The 17,414-nt window shown below is 68.6% G+C and carries 15 protein-coding genes and 1 pseudogene; 10 read left to right on the forward strand and 6 right to left on the reverse strand.

The genetic code is table 11. The features are described 5' to 3' along the window. Window positions 1–19: 19 nt before the first annotated feature. Both V3N99_19540 and V3N99_19545 read right to left on the reverse strand, forming a co-directional pair. Window positions 20–259: a helix-turn-helix domain-containing protein gene (locus tag V3N99_19540; GenBank protein ID MEO3938923.1), complete on the reverse strand. Its 240-nt coding sequence runs from the start codon at window positions 257–259 to the stop codon at window positions 20–22. 518 nt (window positions 260–777) lie between these two features. After that, window positions 778–2,313 carry a S53 family peptidase gene (locus V3N99_19545; protein ID MEO3938924.1) on the reverse strand — a complete coding sequence of 512 codons (1,536 nt, stop codon included), beginning with the start codon at window positions 2,311–2,313 and terminating at the stop codon, window positions 778–780. A 598-nt stretch (window positions 2,314–2,911) separates the two neighbouring features. On the opposite strand from V3N99_19545, the gene V3N99_19550 reads away from it, so the two are divergent. From V3N99_19550 to V3N99_19570, 5 genes are all read left to right on the forward strand, one after another. Next, window positions 2,912–3,271, forward strand: a complete 360-nt coding sequence (locus V3N99_19550) for an ATP-binding protein (GenBank protein ID MEO3938925.1) — start codon at window positions 2,912–2,914, stop codon at window positions 3,269–3,271. Window positions 3,272–3,423: 152 nt separating this feature from the next. Further along, window positions 3,424–4,554 carry a tyrosine-type recombinase/integrase gene (locus tag V3N99_19555; GenBank protein MEO3938926.1) on the forward strand — a complete coding sequence of 377 codons (1,131 nt, stop codon included), beginning with the start codon at window positions 3,424–3,426 and terminating at the stop codon, window positions 4,552–4,554. Then, entirely contained in the window at window positions 4,551–6,710 is a 2,160-nt protein-coding gene (locus V3N99_19560; protein ID MEO3938927.1) for a tyrosine-type recombinase/integrase, read from the forward strand. The genes V3N99_19555 and V3N99_19560 overlap by 4 nt, the downstream gene beginning before the upstream one ends. Further along, window positions 6,707–7,174, forward strand: coding sequence for a DUF6262 family protein (locus tag V3N99_19565; GenBank protein ID MEO3938928.1), 468 nt, complete (start codon window positions 6,707–6,709; stop codon window positions 7,172–7,174). The genes V3N99_19560 and V3N99_19565 overlap by 4 nt, the downstream gene beginning before the upstream one ends. Window positions 7,175–7,211: 37 nt before the next feature. After that, window positions 7,212–7,655 carry an ATP-binding protein gene (locus V3N99_19570; GenBank protein ID MEO3938929.1) on the forward strand — a complete coding sequence of 148 codons (444 nt, stop codon included), beginning with the start codon at window positions 7,212–7,214 and terminating at the stop codon, window positions 7,653–7,655. Between the two features lie 362 nt (window positions 7,656–8,017). Here the strand turns inward: V3N99_19570 and V3N99_19575 are convergent, their stop codons facing one another. Beyond that, on the reverse strand, window positions 8,018–8,902 hold the full coding sequence (locus V3N99_19575; GenBank protein ID MEO3938930.1) for a hypothetical protein: 885 nt from the start codon (window positions 8,900–8,902) through the stop codon (window positions 8,018–8,020). 366 nt (window positions 8,903–9,268) lie between these two features. Between V3N99_19575 and V3N99_19580 the strand changes: the two genes are divergently transcribed. Next, entirely contained in the window at window positions 9,269–9,484 is a 216-nt protein-coding gene (locus tag V3N99_19580) for a hypothetical protein (protein MEO3938931.1), read from the forward strand. On the opposite strand, the gene V3N99_19585 is transcribed toward V3N99_19580, so the two are convergent. After that, on the reverse strand, window positions 9,474–9,653 hold the full coding sequence (locus V3N99_19585) for a hypothetical protein (GenBank protein ID MEO3938932.1): 180 nt from the start codon (window positions 9,651–9,653) through the stop codon (window positions 9,474–9,476). The genes V3N99_19580 and V3N99_19585 overlap by 11 nt on opposite strands. 403 nt (window positions 9,654–10,056) lie before the next feature. Here V3N99_19585 and V3N99_19590 point away from each other — a divergent pair, with 403 nt between their 5' ends. The 3 genes and pseudogenes from V3N99_19590 (at window position 10,057) to V3N99_19600 (ending at window position 12,946) form a co-directional block, all read left to right on the forward strand. Then, window positions 10,057–11,883, forward strand: coding sequence for a hypothetical protein (locus V3N99_19590; protein ID MEO3938933.1), 1,827 nt, complete (start codon window positions 10,057–10,059; stop codon window positions 11,881–11,883). A 489-nt stretch (window positions 11,884–12,372) separates the two neighbouring features. Next, window positions 12,373–12,561: pseudogene (locus tag V3N99_19595) on the forward strand (IS3 family transposase). 46 nt (window positions 12,562–12,607) lie between these two features. Beyond that, a complete protein-coding gene (locus V3N99_19600; GenBank protein MEO3938934.1) occupies window positions 12,608–12,946 on the forward strand; it encodes a BBE domain-containing protein in 339 nt (112 codons plus the stop codon). Between the two features lie 263 nt (window positions 12,947–13,209). Here the strand turns inward: V3N99_19600 and V3N99_19605 are convergent, their stop codons facing one another. After that, a complete protein-coding gene (locus V3N99_19605) occupies window positions 13,210–14,115 on the reverse strand; it encodes a hypothetical protein (protein ID MEO3938935.1) in 906 nt (301 codons plus the stop codon). Continuing rightward, on the reverse strand, window positions 14,013–16,037 hold the full coding sequence (locus V3N99_19610) for a BTAD domain-containing putative transcriptional regulator (protein ID MEO3938936.1): 2,025 nt from the start codon (window positions 16,035–16,037) through the stop codon (window positions 14,013–14,015). The genes V3N99_19605 and V3N99_19610 overlap by 103 nt, the downstream gene beginning before the upstream one ends. Window positions 16,038–16,202: 165 nt before the next feature. Here V3N99_19610 and V3N99_19615 point away from each other — a divergent pair, with 165 nt between their 5' ends. After that, complete coding sequence (locus V3N99_19615) at window positions 16,203–17,153, forward strand: aldo/keto reductase (protein ID MEO3938937.1); 951 nt, start codon at window positions 16,203–16,205, stop codon at window positions 17,151–17,153. Window positions 17,154–17,414 lie beyond the last annotated feature (261 nt).

Consider the following 17,414-nt stretch of genomic DNA (forward strand, 5'->3'; position numbering starts at 1 on the left):
GGGTCTTGTCCGCCGCGCGTCAGCCGCGTTCGCTGGTTGCTGCACGTGGTCCGGTGGCGTCGTCCTGGCTGGCAATCCAGGTCTGGAGGTCGCTGGCTCGATAGACGACGCGGCGGCCGAGCCGGAAGCTGCGGGGGCCGGTACCGAGGTGGCGCCAGTAGCGCAGGGTGGCTATGGGGGCTCGGACGACGGCGGCGACCTCGGTGAGGGTGAGCAGCTCGTCGTCAGCCGGGAGAGTGGGGTAAGGGTGGCTCCGCATGTCATCGTGGGCTCCAAGGTGATGTGGATGGTTATCTCCGTATGCGCGGTTTCGGGCCCCGGTGGACAGGTGAGCCGGGCTCATTGCCAACGCCTGGGTCTCGCTGGACCTCGAGGACGGCCGCAGCGGCAGACCGGCGTCCGGGCACAGTGAGGATGAGCACGGGGGTCTTCTGGACCGACGCCATCATCCGACCGCCGGTGCCACGGTAGAGACCGGTCACAGCATGGTTGCCCCACCGTAGGGCGGTGCTCGCGAGGCCCATGGCCCCTCCTATGGGGTGCTGTCGATGCCGAACCTACTCCGGAACTGAGGGACGGTGTGACCCGCGGTCGGTCGCGCGGCGGCCCGGATGGGCTACGGCACATTGCCTCAGCCACGCAGGGTTGCCGTGGTTTCGGTCGAGTCACCCGTCGGTCAGCCACGGGTCGCAGGGGTTCCTGCAGTGGGCTGCAGGAACCCCAGCCCCCGGTGAGGCCCGGCGGCAACCCGCGCCGAGCCTCCCGGGTGGGGCGGTTCTAGTGGGCGAGCAACTGTTGGATGTACTGCGGTGCGTGCGGGCTTCCCCAGCCAGTGGTCAGGTCGTAACCTGCCGTGGTCGGGTAGCCGGGTACTGGATCGGGCGTCACGAAGCCGTTTGCTGCGGTGTCCCAGATCCTGTTGTTCTGCAGCACCCCGCTTGGGGCGGTGCCGTAGGTGTGCGGGATAACGTCGCTGAACGCGCTTGACCGGTCGAAGGAGGGGCTGTAGATCACGGAGTTGAGGTCCCCGATCGGCGGCTTGGAGGCAGCCGCCCGCGCCTGGTTGGCGATCGCCGTGACGGCAGCGACCTGAGGCGATGACGCCGAGGTCCCCCCGAAGACTCCCCACCGTGGGCTGCCTTCGATCGCGGGGAAGTAGGAGTGGAAGACGAGGACGCCGCCGTTGACGGCCGCGTTCCAGGCGACGTCCGGGACCCCCCGCTGGTGACCGACGATCGAGGCCACCGGGTCCTGATAGGAGGGGCGTCCGTAGATCGTGGACAGGCCACCGCCGGTCGCGATGCCGGCCCAGCTCTCGTTCCATACCGGCTCAGTGCTTCCACCGGGGTTCCATGACCAGTAGGCAGGGTTGGGGGCCCCGGTGTCGAGGAAGGGCTTGTCCTGCGTGGGGTTCCATGTCCAGCCAGACTGAACCTGCGTGCCGCCGACCGAGGTGACAAACGGGGAGACGTTCGGGTAGCTCACCTCCGGTGTCGTTCCGGCGGTTGACGCTCGGTGCGAGCGAATCACCCCCACCGACCCGGTGTCACCGGAGGAGGAGAAGAAGGTGTCGCGCTTCGCCAGTCCGCGTTTGAAGGTGGCGTCGAACTTGGCGAACTGCTGCGCGGCGGCGGCGCTCGAGGCGAAGGCCTGCTCGTCGGTGCCGAACGACATGGAGAAGACAGTGCCAGGCGGGTACTTCGTGATGGCCCAGTCGATGGCCTTCATGAGGTTGGGCAGCCCTTGCACGCCTTGGGTCTCGGCGGGAGGGGTGGCAAGCAGGACGATGTGCGCCTTGGGCGCCATGGCGTAGGCCCATTGCACGTCAAGGTTCGCCTCACCGGCCCACCCGTCCGCGGATGTGGGGCCGGACTGCCCCGAGCCGTTACCGGTGGCGTGGGTGTAGTCCGGGGTGCCGAGCGGGAAAGCCGTCTCGAAGCTCGGCGCAGGACCATTGAAGGTCTGGGCGAAGAAGGCTAGGTCTGTGGCCGCTGTCGGGCTGCCGTAGGCGTCGACCGCGACGATGGTCTGGCCGGCACCGTCGTTGCTGGTGGCCAGCGGCCCGAGGCCGTAGAACGACCTCAGGTCATCGGGACGGTAGCAGTGGAGGATCGTCGATATCCGATTGTCCGGGGCAGGGCGCTGGCATGCGACTCCGGTGGTGTCGCTGGCCGTGGCCGCCCGGAAGGCGCTCTCCGGCGCTCGTGCGACGAATGGCTGGACCGTAGCCACGGCGGCTACTGGGATCGCAGTTGCGGGTGCGGTCAGGGCGGTCAGGGCGCCGAGCGCAACCAGGAACCTAGTTATCTTCATGTGGACCTCTCAAGTCGAGGCCGCCGGGACAGGCCCGGGGGGTACGTGGCACCTGTCGGGCAAGCGAGTGATGGGGTACACCCTCGTCCAGCGAGACGGGAAGCACAAGGGTTCGCGCTGGTGCCCCTCAACCCTTGTGACCCCTTGTGACCTGAGGCCGAAAGCACCGTTGGGGGTGGCTTGACCCGCGGGCCTGCAGGTTGCGTTCGCGCCTTGACAGGGGCCGCAGGGTGTCACTCCGGATTGAGGAGGGCGAAAGGTGCCAAATGGAATTAGGCCTCGTGGTGCCCGCATTGCACGCGGGCTCGAATGCGGTGACGGGGACCGCGACGAGGTGGGTGCGCAGGGTGGTGCACCTCGTCTTGGCGTGACGGGTGGAGGCGGTCACGCCGGCGGCGCGCAGGATGTTGAACGAGAGGCAGGCCAGCGCAGGCCAGCGGAAGTCGGCGTCGAACGTGCGCGACGGGCGTGGGCCAAGGAGCCACACGTCCGCTCGGCGATGCCCTGGTCGGCGTGCGAGTGGTTACTTGTGGACGGGCGGGTCTCGTCCGCCGCGCCCAACAGTAGCAACGGTTCTTGTCCGAGCGGAGGTGTCGTCGTGACCGTCAAGACCGCACCCGAGCTGCCCGCCGACCTCGCCGCGGGTCTGCGCCGGCTCAAGCTGTCGACGATCCGCCAGCTCGCGCCCGAGCTGCTGCTGACCGCGAAGACCCAACGCTGGACACCCGAGGGGATCCTGCGGACCCTGATCGAGGCCGAGGTCGCCTCCCGCGACGCCTCGAACACCGCCGCCCGGCTCAAGGCCGCGACGTTCCCCGTGACCAAGACCGTCGAGGAGTTCGACGTCGCCGCGTCCTCGATCCCCCCACCGACGTGGGCGTACCTCACCTCGTTGGAGTGGATCCAGGCCCGGGAGAACCTAGCCCTGATCGGCCCGGCGGTTATCAGGGGGAGTTGACCCGCCCGCAGGTACGTCGCTGACGAGTTGCTGTCGGTCCTTTTGTCATTGTCGTTGCTCCGCTATCAGCGGGAGTTCTTCGACGAGATGGAACGACAACTGTGGCAATCAGTGTGGCGGTTCGGCCCTCGGATGGGCGTCGGACGTGGACCGTGGTCGATGAGGCCTACCGGACGGTGGGTCCGGTCGAGGAGTGGCTGGAGGCGCACCGGCTGTTGTGGTCGCCTAACACGGTGCGCAGCTACGCCACCTCGATGGCTCAGTGGTGGTCGTTCCTGGAGCAGCGCGGCGAGGCCGAGCAGTGGCAGGACGTCGGCGTGCCGACGGTCTCGGGTTTCCTGTCCTGGTTGCGCAACGGCCGCCGCGTCGAGCACGCCATCGTGGAGCCAACCGAGGCGCCGTCACCGGAGACGCTCGAGGCGCGCCTGGCGGCGGTGATCTCGTTCTACCGGTGGCAGCATGCGGTCTTCGGGGTGAAGGTCGCGCAAAGGCTGCTGCGCGGTGCGCCGCGACAGGCCCCGGCACGGGGACTGTTGGCGCATCTGGACCAGCGCACAAGGCCCGGGCCCTCCTCGCTGGTGCGGGTGCGACGGAGTCGGCGAGGCGACCGCCCGCCGCTGCTGCTGCCGCAGCAGATCCAAGAGATCCTCGATTCCTGTGCCGCGGTGGACCCGGTGAGCGGGGAGTGGGTGGGGAACCTGCGAGATCGGCTCGTGTTCGCGATGCTCGCGGAGACCGGGATGCGACTGGGTGAGCTGCTGGGTATGCGGATCCGCGACTTCGTGATGGGCCGCGGCGACACCCCCTACGTCGAGGTCGTTCCCCGCGAGGACAACCCGAACGGTGCGCGGGTGAAGATGATGCGCCCTCGCCGGATCTATGTCGGCCATGACCTCGAGCGGCTGTTCGCCGACTACCTGACCCATCTGGCCTGCCACGCCGCGACGCTCGGCCTGACGGTGTCCGCGGACTCGGCGCTCTTCGTCAACTTGCAGCGGCCGCCGCTGCTGGCCGCGTTACGCGAGGGCACCGTGCGGGACAAGACCACCTCGTTACGCAACAAAGGTATTGGCCCGCCGGGCTGGACCCCGCACTGGTTCCGGCACAGCCACGCCACCGCACTGCTGCTGGCCGGCACCCCCGAATGGGTCGTCTCCCGACGCCTGGGTCACGCCCACGTGCAAACCACCCTCGACCTCTACGGGTGGGTGCGTGAGGACGAGGCCCTGCGTGCCGCCGCGACGTGGACCTCCTACGTAGCCGACTGGCAGGTGACCCGATGACCGACAAGCGCACCGACCTTGTCCTGGCCGGCGGCTCCGACCCGGTGTGGCGGCTGTGGCAGCAGCTCCCGGAGGCGTGGCGTGGGCCGGTCATCGGCCCGGACATCGAGAACTGGGCCGCCGTGACCGAGAACGGTGACCGCAGGATCGACCTGAGCGGGCTGCCCGACCCGTACCCCGCCGAGCTGGCGTGGATGGCGCACTGGCAGGCCACCGACGGCACCCGCTCCTCGGTGCTGGCGGTCAACCAGCTCGCCAACATCCTGCGCCGCGCCATCCGGGACAACCATCCCTTCCCCGGCTCGATCCGCGCCATGGACTGGGACGCCGCCTCGGCGTTGCAGGGCTGGTTCTACGCGGTCCGATGGAACCGGCTGCCACCCCAGGGCAGCCGGGCCCGGCTGCGGGTGGTGTTCGGGTTCGCTCGGCTGGCGCTGCTGGCCCGCTGCCACGACGGGCCGTGGTGGACCCTGGACGACTGGCAGCCACGCTGCGACCCGCGGATCCCGCTGACCGGGCGGGAGCCGTTGGGGAACTACGGCTGCTCACCCGGGCACCTCGCCCAGCCCTGGCTGCGTGAGGCGGTCAAGTGGCACCTGGGCACCCAGCTGGAGTCCGGCGTCCTGCGCTGGACCACGATCAGCCAGGAACGGCTCAAGTCCCTGCGCCGCTTCGACAACTGGCTCTCGGTGACCTTCGAGGACCCTCGCGACATCCTCGGCGACCCGGCCGCGGCGCCCGAGCACGCTGCCGCGTTCCGCCGCTGGACCGCGGACCCGACCAACCGGATGACCCGTCAGACCGACCGACGCTACTACGGCAAACCGGTCCAGCCGCGCCAGGTCAACGACGACCTGCGAGCAGTCGCGGAACTGCTCGCGTTCGTCGCCGCGAACCCCCGCGAGGCCCGCGGCGTCCTCGGCGCCGGGCCCTGGCAGCACGTCACCGACACTCACGCGGCCAGCTGGTTTCGTCAGGTCACTCGGATCCCGCACACCTCCACCGTCAACGACCGCCACTACGTCGACGACCGCGCCATGGCCCAGATCATCGCCGGTTTGCCACTGCTCGGCCTGCCGCGCGACGAGCAGATGACCATCACCCGCGGTGACGGCCAGCAGGTGCTTGCCCGCGGGCTGGACGACCCGCAGGCGATGCGGATGATCTTGCTGCAGGTCCTCACGGGTCGACGCGCCAGCGAGGTCCGCACCTGCGAGTTCGACTGCCTGTCAGAGCTTCCGGCCCCCACCGCGCAGGACGCCGCGGGCCAGGAGGTCGTGCGTTTCCGGTACGCCCAAAGCAAGATCGACATCGCCCCGGACAGCATCCTCGTCGACCGCGAGGTCGCCGAGATCATCGAGGAACAGCAACGCTGGGTCCGGCAGTCCTTCCCCGAACTGCGGCCGCGGTTCCTGTTCGTCCAGCGCACCGGCAACCGCCGCGGCGACAAGCCCTACCCGTCGGGCACCTACAACTGGATGCTGCGCGAACTGAGCGACGTGGCTCGGATCACCGACAGCAAGGGCCGAGCGGTCAACCTCAGCAACACCCACCGGTTCCGGCACACCAAGCTGACCCGGCTCGCCGAGCTTGGGCTGCCGATCCACGTACTGCAGCGATACGCCGGCCACGCCACCCCGACCATGTCGATGCACTACATCGCCCAACGCCAGGAACACGCCGAACAGGCGTTCCTGGCCACCGCCAAACTCAAGGCCGACGGCACCCGCGTGCAGTTCTCCTCCGAGGACTACGACAGCCTGCACCTGTTCGAGCGCGCCGACCGGGTCCTGCCACACGGCTGGTGCCTGCTGCCGCCGCTGCAGTCCTGCGACAAGGGCAACGCCTGTCTGACCTGCTCGGTCTTCGTCACCGACCAGACCCACCACACCGCCCTGGCACGTCAGCTGGTCGAGACCGACCAGCTGATCGCCCGCAGCACCGCAGCCTTCCAGGACAAGTACGGACGCCCCATGCCCGAGGACAACATCTGGCTCGCCCAGCGACGCGCGGAACAGGCCGCGCTGACCCGGCTGCTCAGCCTTATCGACGACCACCCCGACCGAGCCGTGCACGGCGGCGGCTGCGGCACGCCGCCGGGTGGACCGGTCCCGCTCACCCTCGACCTCACCCGCCACCGAAGGAGCACCCCGTGACCGCGAACCGTGACCAACGCGTCGCCGCGCTGACCGCCGCGGCCAAGGCCAAGTCCGCAGCGAAGACCACGGCCGCCGAGCAAGCCCTCCGCGCCCTGATCAAACGCGGCGAGGCCATCACCTTCCAGGCCGTCCAACGCGAGGCCGGCGTCTCCCACGCCTTCCTCTACAACCACCCCGAACTCCGCGGCCGCATCGAACGGCTCCGCGAGCAGAGCCGCCCCCCGTCGCGCACCCCAACCGCGCCAGCAGACGTCGAGAGCACCCTCGTACTCGCCCTGACCGCTCAGATCACCGCCCTGAAACAGCGGCACCGTCAGGAAGTCCGTGCTCTACGCGCCGCCCTCGAACAAGCCCACGGGGAGAACCTCGACCTACGCCGAGAGCTCGCCCGCCGAGGCCACACCCTCACCAGCGCCCCCGCCACCGCCCGACTCGTCGCATCGATCGCAACAACGTCCTGACCTGCAAGAACATGACCACTACAAGCCTGACCCCCTGATAACGGGTGGCACCGGCAAGTCGCACACCCTCATCGCCCTGGGGCACGTCGCAGTGCACGCCGGGTACAAGGTCAAGTACGCCGCCGCCGCCGACCTCGTCGAGACCCTGTACCGGGGCCTTGCGGACAACAGCGTCGGCAAGACCATCGAGACCCTCCTGCGGCACGACGTCCTACTCATCGACGAGGTCGGGTTCGCCCCGCTCGACGACACCGGCACGCAGCTGCTGTTCCGCCTCGTCGTCGCCGCCTACGAACGCCGCTCGCTGGCCATCGCCTCGCACTGGTCGTTCGAGGACTGGGGACGGTTCCTACCCGAGCACACGACCGCCGTCAGCCTCCTCGACCGGCTCCTGCACCACGCCACCCCCGTGGTCACGACCGGTCAGTCGTACCGCATGCGCGACGCCAAAAGAGGGACAGGAGGCCGCCCCATCACCTGAGCATCACCGCGAGGGGTGGGGACTTTCACTTGGCCACCAGCGGGGACCTGCACTTGGCCATTGACACCGCGTCCTCCGGGACGCGCACGCCAGGATTCATCCTCCACATCGCCGCCACCCGACATCAAGCCCAACACCCCGCCCTACTCGCCCTACCCGGGCTGACCTGCCGAAACGCGACGTTGCCGGGGCCCTGGAGGTAGGTCGAGGTGGGCGCGGCGAGCCGGTTCGAGCGCGCAGAAGCCTGGCCCGACCAGACGCGGGTGTCCCCCTCTTCCGGCGGGTGCGAAAGAGGGGGACACCGTGGTCAGGCGTGGTTAGGCGGGTCAGATAGCCAGGTGCGATACGGCACCCATCTCGGGTCAGAACGAGAGCAGGCCCGCTGGTGTGCCGAGACCGGTCGGACCGTCCCAGCCCGTGCCGCTGGTGCACCACACCGGCGTCGGGCAGGTGCCGTTGGAGCCGCTGGTCACGTCGTTGAGGCCTCCGGTGTGGCTCCACGTATACGCGGCGGGGTAACCGGACAGGTTGCCGGCGAGGGCGTAGACGCTGGCGATGATGGGCGAGGATGCGCTCGTCCCGCCATAGACCTGCCAGCCCTTCCGGCCCTGGTAGGAGGTCGAGTCGTAGACCGCGACGCCCGTGTTGGGGTCGGCGACGGCCGAGACGTCGGCGTTGGCTTTGCCGGAGCACTGGGTGGCGGGCGTCTGCCACGCGGGCTTGGCGTTGATCGTCGAGCAGCCGCTCCCGGCGCCGCTCCACGCGGTCTCGGTCCAGCCCCGGGCGGTGCTCGACCTCTTCAGGCTGGTGCCGCCCACGGCCACGACGGAGCCGAACGACGCGGGGGACTCGATGCCGTAGCCGGCGTCACCGGTCGAGGCGGTCACCGCGATACCGGGGTGGTCGTATGCCGGGGTGCCGGCTGAGTCCGAGCCGCCGTAGCTGTTGCTGATAGCGGCCACGCCTTGGGTCGCGGCGTAGTTCACGGCCAGACCAAGGTCGCTGAAGCTGGCCGAACTGGCCTCGACAAGGAGGATCTTGCACGAAGGGCAGGCGGCCGAGACCATGTCAAGGTCGAGGCTGATCTCCGTCGCCCAGCCGGCGTTGGTGCGCGGCAAGGATGTAGTCGAGCCGGTCTGGCTCACCTTCCGGAAGCAGCCGTTCGCGGTCGTGCACGCCGCGAGACCGTACTGGGTGCGGTACACACCGAGGTCGGCCTCGGCCGTCGGGTCGTTGTAGGCGTCCACGATCGCCACGGTCGGCGTCGACGTGCTGGCGAGACGATACGCCGATTGGATGTCTGCTGGGCCTAACCCTGCCGGGGTGGCGGTCACCTGAGGCTTCCCCGTGGCGTCGACGCGGACCAGTGCGTGGCATGCTGCGCTGCCCGCCGCTGGCTTCGCGCAGGTGCGCATCGAGTGAGCCGTCCCGGTCGTCGACGGCTGGGCTGAGGCGGTCACACCTCCAGCCAGCATCAGGGCCGGGGCCGCAACGGCAGCCAAAACTGTCAGCGTGGTGCGTCTCATCAAACCTCCAACAAGGGTCGCCAGCCGGCGCGGACAGCGTTGCAAGAACCCCCTGGTAGGGGATTCCGACTGCGGCGGCGGCCGACGATGACGGATCGGACAAAACCGAACCCACGCCACACGTTGCGATTCTGCTGGGCAAACCGTAGCGACGGCGACGGCGACGGCGACGGCGACGGCGACGGCGACGGCGACGGCGACGGCGACGGCGACGGCGACGGCGACGGCGACGGCGACGGCGACGGCGACGGCGACGGCGACGGCGACGGTTGCGGGGACGGTTGCGGGGACGTCAGGTGGTGACGGGTTGGTAGCGCGCGCGCTGTCTGTCGATGTCTTGGACTTCGGCGCCCAGGTCGGAGACCCCAGTGAGGATCGCTCCCCAGTTCGCTTTCATCTGCGCGCGTCCGCCGCCGCGGGCCGGGTGGTAGGGCTGCTCGCTTTGGTAGTCCGTGTGCATCCAGGCCGCCATGCCCCTCAAGGTTTTGGGCGTTGGTCCGCTCGACCATCTCCCGAAGGACCTCAAGACCGGTTGTTGCCTCGTCCCGCTCCTGATCTTGCTCGCTCCGCTGACGAGCGTCCCACTGCGAGCCGGTGCAACCTACTACTGCGCCGATGAGTCGGGAATCGCCGTGCCGGGCGTCGCTCTGTCGAGGCCCTCGTGTTCAGGAGGTAGGAGTCCTCTGATCCTCGCGGACCGCGACGCCGTCCCCTGCTCACTCAAGCAGCCAGGCCCGGTGCGTCGGACCTACTCCGCGAGGGTCGTGGACGGCGCTCCCACCTTCGTTCCCTGGGAATCACGCCAGGTCACCGATCTTCCCAAAGGAGTTGTGGATGTGTTTATCTTGGCACCGTCCAGGGCGTCGCCCTGGTGGGTGACCGCCAGCGAGGAGAACTTTGTGACGATCCGACGAAGCAAGTGTGCGTGGGCTGCCGCAGCAGCGATGGGGCTTGGGCTGATCGCCCCGCAACTGAGCACCACCGCGGCCAGCGCGACCAGTCCAGGCTCGGGCTCTGGCGCAACGCAAGAATTCGGGCCCGGTATCCCAGGCGATGGAGCTGGTTCGGGCGGCACCACCCACCGCAGCAAAGCTGTCCACGGGGGGAGGCACACCAGCCCAACGGCGACGCTGGTGGTCGACGGCGCGTCCCCCGGACGTGCGCAGAGCTTCGACGGGATCAACTTCTATCAGCAGAGGTACCTCGCTGACCTTGGCAACCAGTTCTCGGTGGAGCCTCCGGATCAGGGCCTGTCGGTTGGTCCGACCTCAGTGCTGGAGTCGGTCAACGACACGATCAGCACCTACTCGAAGGCCGGGACGGTGCTATCGGGTCCTACCAGTCTGAACCGGTTCTACGGCTACGCCTCCGCCATTGACAGGATGACCGGAAAAGTGGGCCCGTTCGTGACCGACCCCGTGTCGTACTTCGACAAGGACACCCAGCGCTTCTACCACCTGGTCTTGACCCTGGACGTCGATCAGTCGGGGAACTTTACAGGCAAGAACCACCTGGACCTCGCGGTCAGCCGATCCAGCACCCCGTCAACGGCTTACGCGGACTGGTTGCACTACACCTTCGACGTCACCCAGGACGGCAACAGCAGCGACGGCATCAACCTCGGTGACTACCCCCACATCGGCGCAGACGCTAATGGCTTCTACATCACGACCAACTCCTACTCATTTTTCGGGACCACGTTCGGTGGGGCCGAGCTCTACGCCTTCTCAAAGAGGCAGCTCGCCGACCCCACCAATGACGGCAAACTCGCGCCGGTGCGCATCCTGGGTGCGACCGCTCAGGGAAAACCCAGCTTCGGCCTGGCCCCGGCCACCAGCCCGGCTGGGCAGTACGACCGCTCGGCTGGAGGCACCGAGTACTTCCTGTCGTCGCAGGCAACTCCGGAGGCCGGCAACAAGAACGGCTTCGACCAGCGGATCAATACCTGGGCGCTCGTCAACACCGCCTCGCTAGACACCGCAACGCCCAACCTGAGCCTGCGGCAGGACGGTGTCACCGTGGACCGATACGGCATCCCGCCCCTGTCGGACCAGAAGCAGGCCGCACCCAACACGCTCCCGCTGGGAGACAAGTTGGGGGAACCGCAGGGCAATCTGGACTCCAGCGACAGCAGGATGATGCAGACGGTCTATGCGGGCGGCAAGCTCTACGGCGCCCTGGACACAGTAGTGAACGTCGGGGGTCAGGACAAGGCCGGCGTCGCCTACTACGTTGTGCAACCAAGTAACAACGCCAGCGGGAAGCTCAAGACCTCTCTGGTAAAGCAGGGCCAATTTGGTGTGGCCGGCAACAACGTCACATACCCGACGTTCGGAGTGACTGATGCTGGCAAGGGCATCTTGGCGATGACTCTGACCGGCGCCGACTACTTCCCCTCCTCGGCGTACGTCACGGTAGACGCAGCGTCACTGAACCCGAGCCCGGTACACCTGGCTCAGGCCGGGGTCGGGCCGCAGGATGGCTTCAGCGAGTACGCCGCGTTTGCCGCAGATGGAGTGCACCCCCGGCCCCGCTGGGGTGACTACGGCGCGACCGCGTTCGATGGCACCGGCCTGTGGATGGCGAACGAGTACATCGGTCAGACCTGCACTGATCAGCAGTACGCGGCCGACCCCACGTGCGGGATGACGCGTGGCGTCCTGGGCAACTGGGACACCAGGATCAGCCAAATCATTCCCTGATCAGCCCGCACGTCGGCGGCCGGTCCCCGCGGGGACCGGCCGTCGACTCATGCTGCGGTCGCCCTGCAGGTAAACATCCTAAGAAGTCGCCATCCTATCGGGCGGGCGCGCAAACCACCGACTAGTTACGCTAGGCGGGGTGGCACTACCAACCGGGTAACGAACCTGGTGCTGCCCCGTCACCGAGCTGGTTAACAGACTCACGTCAGCAAGTTGGCTTCGCGTACGCATACACCCCGGTGCGTCACGGCACGAAGCGATACGTCAGTCTCTTGGGGCTTACCGCCATTTATCACGGGTCCGACCTGCGTTCATACGTGCGTCTCCGCATCCCTGCGTGTCAGGGTGAGTTGAGTCCAGTGGTTCACAGCAAGTCCGCCCCGCAGGGTGAGATCCAGGATCGATGACCCGATGAGTAGTTCTGTTCTGTCCAGCTCGATGTCCGTCGCCCCGGTCGTGCCGGTCGTGCCGGTCGTCGATGATGAGGGGATGAGTGGTTCCTCTCCTCGTGCCGGTGGTCCGTCGCGCCGGCGCTCGTTCAATCTGTCCGAGAAGCGTGAGCACCTGGCTGCGTACGAAGCGGCGTGCGCGAAGGCCGAGGGCGGGGCGTACCTGCGCCGGCACGGGCTGTACTCGTCGCTGATCTTCGAGTGGCGCCGGCTACGAGATGCCGGCCTATGACGCCATCGATGCCCACTTCGTGCACGGCCCGGGAGTTCCAGCCATGAACTCGACCATGCACATCTACCCGATCAACGGGGCCTGCCACGACGTCGTGGACGATGACACAGCGTTCGGGCACCGGGATGCCTGCTTCGCGACAGTGATCGCCGGCATGTGGCCCGATCCCGCCGATAACGAGGCGAACACCAAGTGGGTGAAGGACTACTACGCGGCCATCGCCCCGCACTCAGCGGCCGGTGGCTACATCAACTTCGCCGCCGCCGACGACCAAGCACGAGTCCCGGACAACTACGGCACCAACTACGAGCGGCTGCGTGAGGTGAAGCGCACGTACGACCCGCAGAACCTGTTCCACCTCAACCAGAACATCGTCCCGTAGGAAGCTCCTGCCGATTGCCCCGCCACCGATCGGGGCATTCAGCGCATGCGCCCGGCGCGTCCATCAAGTATCTGATCTCCTCGATCGGCCCTACGCCGGTGGTGCAGTCACCTACGACACCCGACACCACAGAGAAGAGAAACATGTCGCAGAACCGTGCGCTGTCGGGTGCACCGCCTGGCTCAGTTCTAGTCAAGGAACGATTACCGGCGAAGCAGCAACTCCCAGGCGGTGGAGCTCTGGTGAGCGCTGTCGGGGCAGGTCTACAGGAGTGCCAGCTCGGCTGCGGAGGAGCCGTGGCCGCTCGTCGCGGCGGTGGCGAGCGCCGCGCTCAGGTCCGGCGCCCCCGCGACGGCGTGACCGCGGGCGGCGAGCCGGCAGGCCGCGAGCCGCGCCTCGAAGTGGGCGAGTGCGGGCCCCTCGGCGAGCGCGGCGGCGGCCTGCGTGCCGGCCTCGTCGAGCGCGCCGCGGTCGATGAGCACCATCGCGAGCTGGGCGTGCGCCCAGGACGCGAACAGCCGCACCTGCCCGCTCAGGACGAGGGAGGTGCGGAAGGCGTCCTCCGCGTGCGCGAGGTCGGCGCCGGCGCGCAGCGCTAGGCCCTGAGCCCGCACCGCCGTCGCGGTCCAGCCGCGGTGACCGAGGCGCTCGGCGATGGCCCGCGCCGCACCGGCGTCGTCGAGTGCTTCGTCCAGGCGCCCGACGGCGGTCAGGGCCTCGCTGCGGTGCCACAGGGCGAAGGCCTCGCCGTCGGCGTGCCCGAGGGAGCGGGCCAGGTCCAGGGCTTCCTCCGTCCGGTGAAGTCCCTCCAGCGCCCGGCCCGCGAACACGAGCGCATGACCCCCGGTAGAGCGCGGGACCACCGCGCGCAGCAGGTCGCCGACGTCTAGGGCGAGGGCGGCGACGCGGTCGAACGCGACGATCGCGCCGGTCACGTCGCCGTCCATGAACTGCCGCATCGCCATGCCGTCGAGGACGTCGGCCACACCGCGGCTGTTACCCACCTGCTCGAATAGCCGCAGGGCCTCGGAGAAGCGCTGCTCCGCGCGGGAGGAGCGGTCGCTGTTCATGTCGACGAGCGCTGCGGCGCAGAGTCCGTCGGCGCGGGTTGCCGGGTCGGTCCCGGCCTCGGCCAGGGCCAGCTCGGCCAGGGCGGACGCGCGCTCCATGTCGTCCGCCCCGGACGCGAGCCGCGACTGGCGGGCCAGCAGCCGAGAACGCGCGACGCGGCGGGCGCGAGGACGAGCGCGGCGCGCAGGTCCTCGCGCGCCAGCGCGGGCCGGCCCTGACGGACGTGGGTCTCGGCCCGGACCTCGAGTAGCGCTAGGCGCGCCGGGGCTTCGGGTCCGAGCGCCAACCCCTCGTCGGCCAGGCTCGCCGCCTCGTCGTGGGCGAACGCGCGTAGCTGCTCGTCGGCCGCGTGCGCGAAGGCCGCGCAGGCGGCCGCGACGTCTCCGGAGCCGGCCAGGTGCCGTGCACGCGCATCGGCCCGCGTGACGGTCGGCGCCAGCAGCGCGTGCAGGCGCGCGCGGGACGCCTCGTCGAGCTGGTCCCGCAGCGTCTCGGCCACGACGTCGTGGGCTGGCGCGAAGCCCTGCGGGTCACCGCGGACCAGGCCCGCGCCCGAGAGGTCGACCAGGGCGGAAAGCACCGCGGCCATCGGCTGTCCGGTGGCCGCGGCGAGCAGTGAGGCCGGCGTGGGCCGGCCCAACAGGGCGAGCAGGGAAAGCAGTTCCTGAGCCGTGGCCGACGACCGCTCGGCCCGAATCAGCACGGCCCGGCGCTGTCCCGCTTGCGCTGCCGTGCGCGCACGCGCCACCAGGTCGCTGCCGCCTACCAGCCAGCGGTCCGCCTCGGCGACGGCCCCGAGCGCGCGCACGGCCGCCAGCACGGCGAACGGGGTCCCGTCGGTCTCGGCCGCCAGAACGTCGGCGACCTCGTCGGGCTGGACCAACCGGCGCACGGCCGGCGAGTCGAGCGCGTCCACGGCGACGGCGCTCGCCCGCTCCGCCGTGTCGGCGAGCAAGGCAGCCACCGGAGAGGTGCGCAGGACCTCCTCTGGCCGGTAGGCGAACAAAACCGCCCGGGCCGAGCCACGATCGATGACAAGGCGCAGCAGGTCGAGGCTGCTCGCGTCGGCCCACTGCAGGTCGTCGACGACCACGACGTGACCGGCGAGCAGGGCCGCGGCGCCCTGCAGCACGAGCGCGCGCCAGCTCTGCGGGTCGACGCCCACGGGCTCGTGGTCCTCAACCAGCGCCTTGAGGGCGACCCGGGCGCGCTGCGGCAGTCCGTCGAGTTCGGCGGCGTTCAGCAGGGCGCGCGCGAGGCTCCACGGGACGTCGCGCTCGGGGAGCACGGCGCGGGCGCAGACGAGCGGCTCACGCAGCCTGGTGGTCACCTCGGCCAGTAGCCGTGACTTCCCCGAGCCTGATCGGCCAGCGACCACGGTCAGCGGGTCTAGGCGGCACAGGGCGGTGAGCTCGCGGTCGCGGCCCACGAAGGCGCCCGCGCCCGACTCGACCGCGGGCTCAGCGCTCCCGCGCAGCAGCCGCTCGAGCACCGCGGCGGCTTCGTGGGAGGGGTCGACGCCGAGCTCCTCGGCCAGCGCCGTGCGCAACCGGGCGTAGGCGGCCAGCGCCGCGGCCTGGTCACCGGAGGCGGCCAGCGCCCGGACGAGCAGCAGGTGCGCCGCCTCCCGGAGCGGGGCCAGCGCGACGGCACGAGCGGCAAGGTCCGCCGCGTGCCGCACCGACCCGCCAGCCAGGGCGGCGACCGCGGCGAGCTCCAGCGCGTCCTGGTGGAGCCGAATGAGGCGGTCCCGCACCGGCTGCGCCCACGTTTCGTAGGCGTCGTCGGGCAGGGGGTCTCCGCGCCACAGCTGCAGAGCCGCCTCGCCGTCGCCCGCGGTCACCAGGTCCTCGAAGCGCTCGGCGTCGACCGCCACCGACGGGCCCAGTCGGTAGCCGCGGCCCGTCTTCTCGACCGCACCGGGCAGGGCCTTGCGCGCCCGGTTGACGAGGACGTTGAGGTTCGCGTCCGGGTCGGCGGGGGCGTCACCCGAGGTGCAAGGGAAGGATTGATCTCGCATCCGGACCGCCATCATGTCCGTCCACATCGACCGGTTTCAGGAGTGGTTCCGTCCGGTCGGCAGAGACCCGGCGCTCGTTGGTTTTCGCCGCGTCCTGGCCCGGAGAGCCAAGTCCTTGGCCGTCCCCGGACCGGCTAGGCGAATGGGCGAAAGGTTGGCGCATCTATGCAGTACGTTCCACTGAGTGACACCGGTGTATTGGTAAGCGCCGCATGCCTCGGCACAGACTATTACGGCAGTCGAACTTCATCCACCGTCGCTTACGCGCTCTTAGACTGCTTTGCCGAGGCGGGTGGCACCTTCATTGACACCTCCAACGTGTATGCGTGTTGGATCCCCGGATTCCACGGCGGGGAGAGTGAGACAACAATTGGCAGTTGGATGGCCGCCCGGCAGAATCGTGCCCGAATGTTCATTGGAACCAAGATTGGAGGGCAGTTCCCAGGAACAGCGGGCGGATTGCGAGCAGCCGAAATCGAACAGGAATGCGAACGCAGCTTGAAACGGCTCCAGACGGACGCGATTGATCTCTACTACGCTCACATCGACGATCGCCAAACGCCTATGGAGGAGATCCTCGAAGCCTTCCACCGCCTTGTTCAAGCAGGAAAAGTTCGGTTCATTGGCGCAAGCAACTGGTTCACGTGGCGACTTGCAGAGGCGGGCCTGCTGAGCGATATCCACGGTTGGACACGCCACGCTGCCTTGGAGTTCCGCCATACCTATCTCAGGCCAAATCCACATGCGGACTTTGACCCGCAGGTCGCCGCAGATGCGCAGCTTCTGGACTATTGCCGAACGTCCAACGTCACCCTGCTCGCCTACTCCATTCTCTTGAATGGTGCATACACGCGCCCGGATCGCCCGCTTCCAACTGAGTATCTCGGACCTGACAGCGAGGCTCGGCTCAGCACCTTACGTGCCGTTGCGCGCGAAACTGAGTCGTCACCAAACCAAGTCGTCATCGCGTGGTTGCGCCAGGGCAATCCATCCATTCTGCCCATCATCGGCGGAAGCACGACAAGGCAAATCACGGAAAATCTGCATGCGTTGACGCTGGTGATGACCACAGAGCAGATGGCGCGATTGGATCAGGCTGGGATACAACAGGATTGAAGGTCGAACTCCTTTGGTTCAACATGGAGTGTTGTCGGCGCAGTGCAGCACTACTGAGAGCCACGCACCATGAGACCTGAGGAATCACCGGCCACTGTCCTGCTAGCCAAGTAGCAAGCGTTCATTCTTCGATCGTCAGCGATGGCCATCGCGAGAGTCCTTTGTGAGTTCCTTGGCGGGTTCTCACGAATCCTTCCGCGGTAGCTCCTTTACATCCGGCACCGAGACACGGGCCTGGAAGATCAGGAGCCCGAACTACAC

It is taken from the genome of Dermatophilaceae bacterium Soc4.6 (genome assembly GCA_039889245.1).
In the GTDB taxonomy this organism is placed as follows: domain Bacteria; phylum Actinomycetota; class Actinomycetes; order Actinomycetales; family Dermatophilaceae; genus Lapillicoccus.

Bases quoted from the DNA above. Each gene is read 5' to 3' on its own strand.
- V3N99_19580 (MEO3938931.1), top strand. From the start codon at position 9,269: ATGACGGATCGGACAAAACCGAACCCACGCCACACGTTGCGATTCTGC.
- V3N99_19540 (MEO3938923.1), bottom strand. From the start codon at position 259: ATGCGGAGCCACCCTTACCCCACTCTCCCGGCTGACGACGAGCTGCTC.
- V3N99_19605 (MEO3938935.1), bottom strand. From the start codon at position 14,115: ATGGAGCGCGCGTCCGCCCTGGCCGAGCTGGCCCTGGCCGAGGCCGGG.
- V3N99_19615 (MEO3938937.1), top strand. From the start codon at position 16,203: ATGCAGTACGTTCCACTGAGTGACACCGGTGTATTGGTAAGCGCCGCA.
- V3N99_19600 (MEO3938934.1), top strand. From the start codon at position 12,608: ATGAACTCGACCATGCACATCTACCCGATCAACGGGGCCTGCCACGAC.
- V3N99_19585 (MEO3938932.1), bottom strand. From the start codon at position 9,653: ATGGCGGCCTGGATGCACACGGACTACCAAAGCGAGCAGCCCTACCAC.
- V3N99_19610 (MEO3938936.1), bottom strand. From the start codon at position 16,037: ATGCGAGATCAATCCTTCCCTTGCACCTCGGGTGACGCCCCCGCCGAC.
- V3N99_19560 (MEO3938927.1), top strand. From the start codon at position 4,551: ATGACCGACAAGCGCACCGACCTTGTCCTGGCCGGCGGCTCCGACCCG.
- V3N99_19545 (MEO3938924.1), bottom strand. From the start codon at position 2,313: ATGAAGATAACTAGGTTCCTGGTTGCGCTCGGCGCCCTGACCGCCCTG.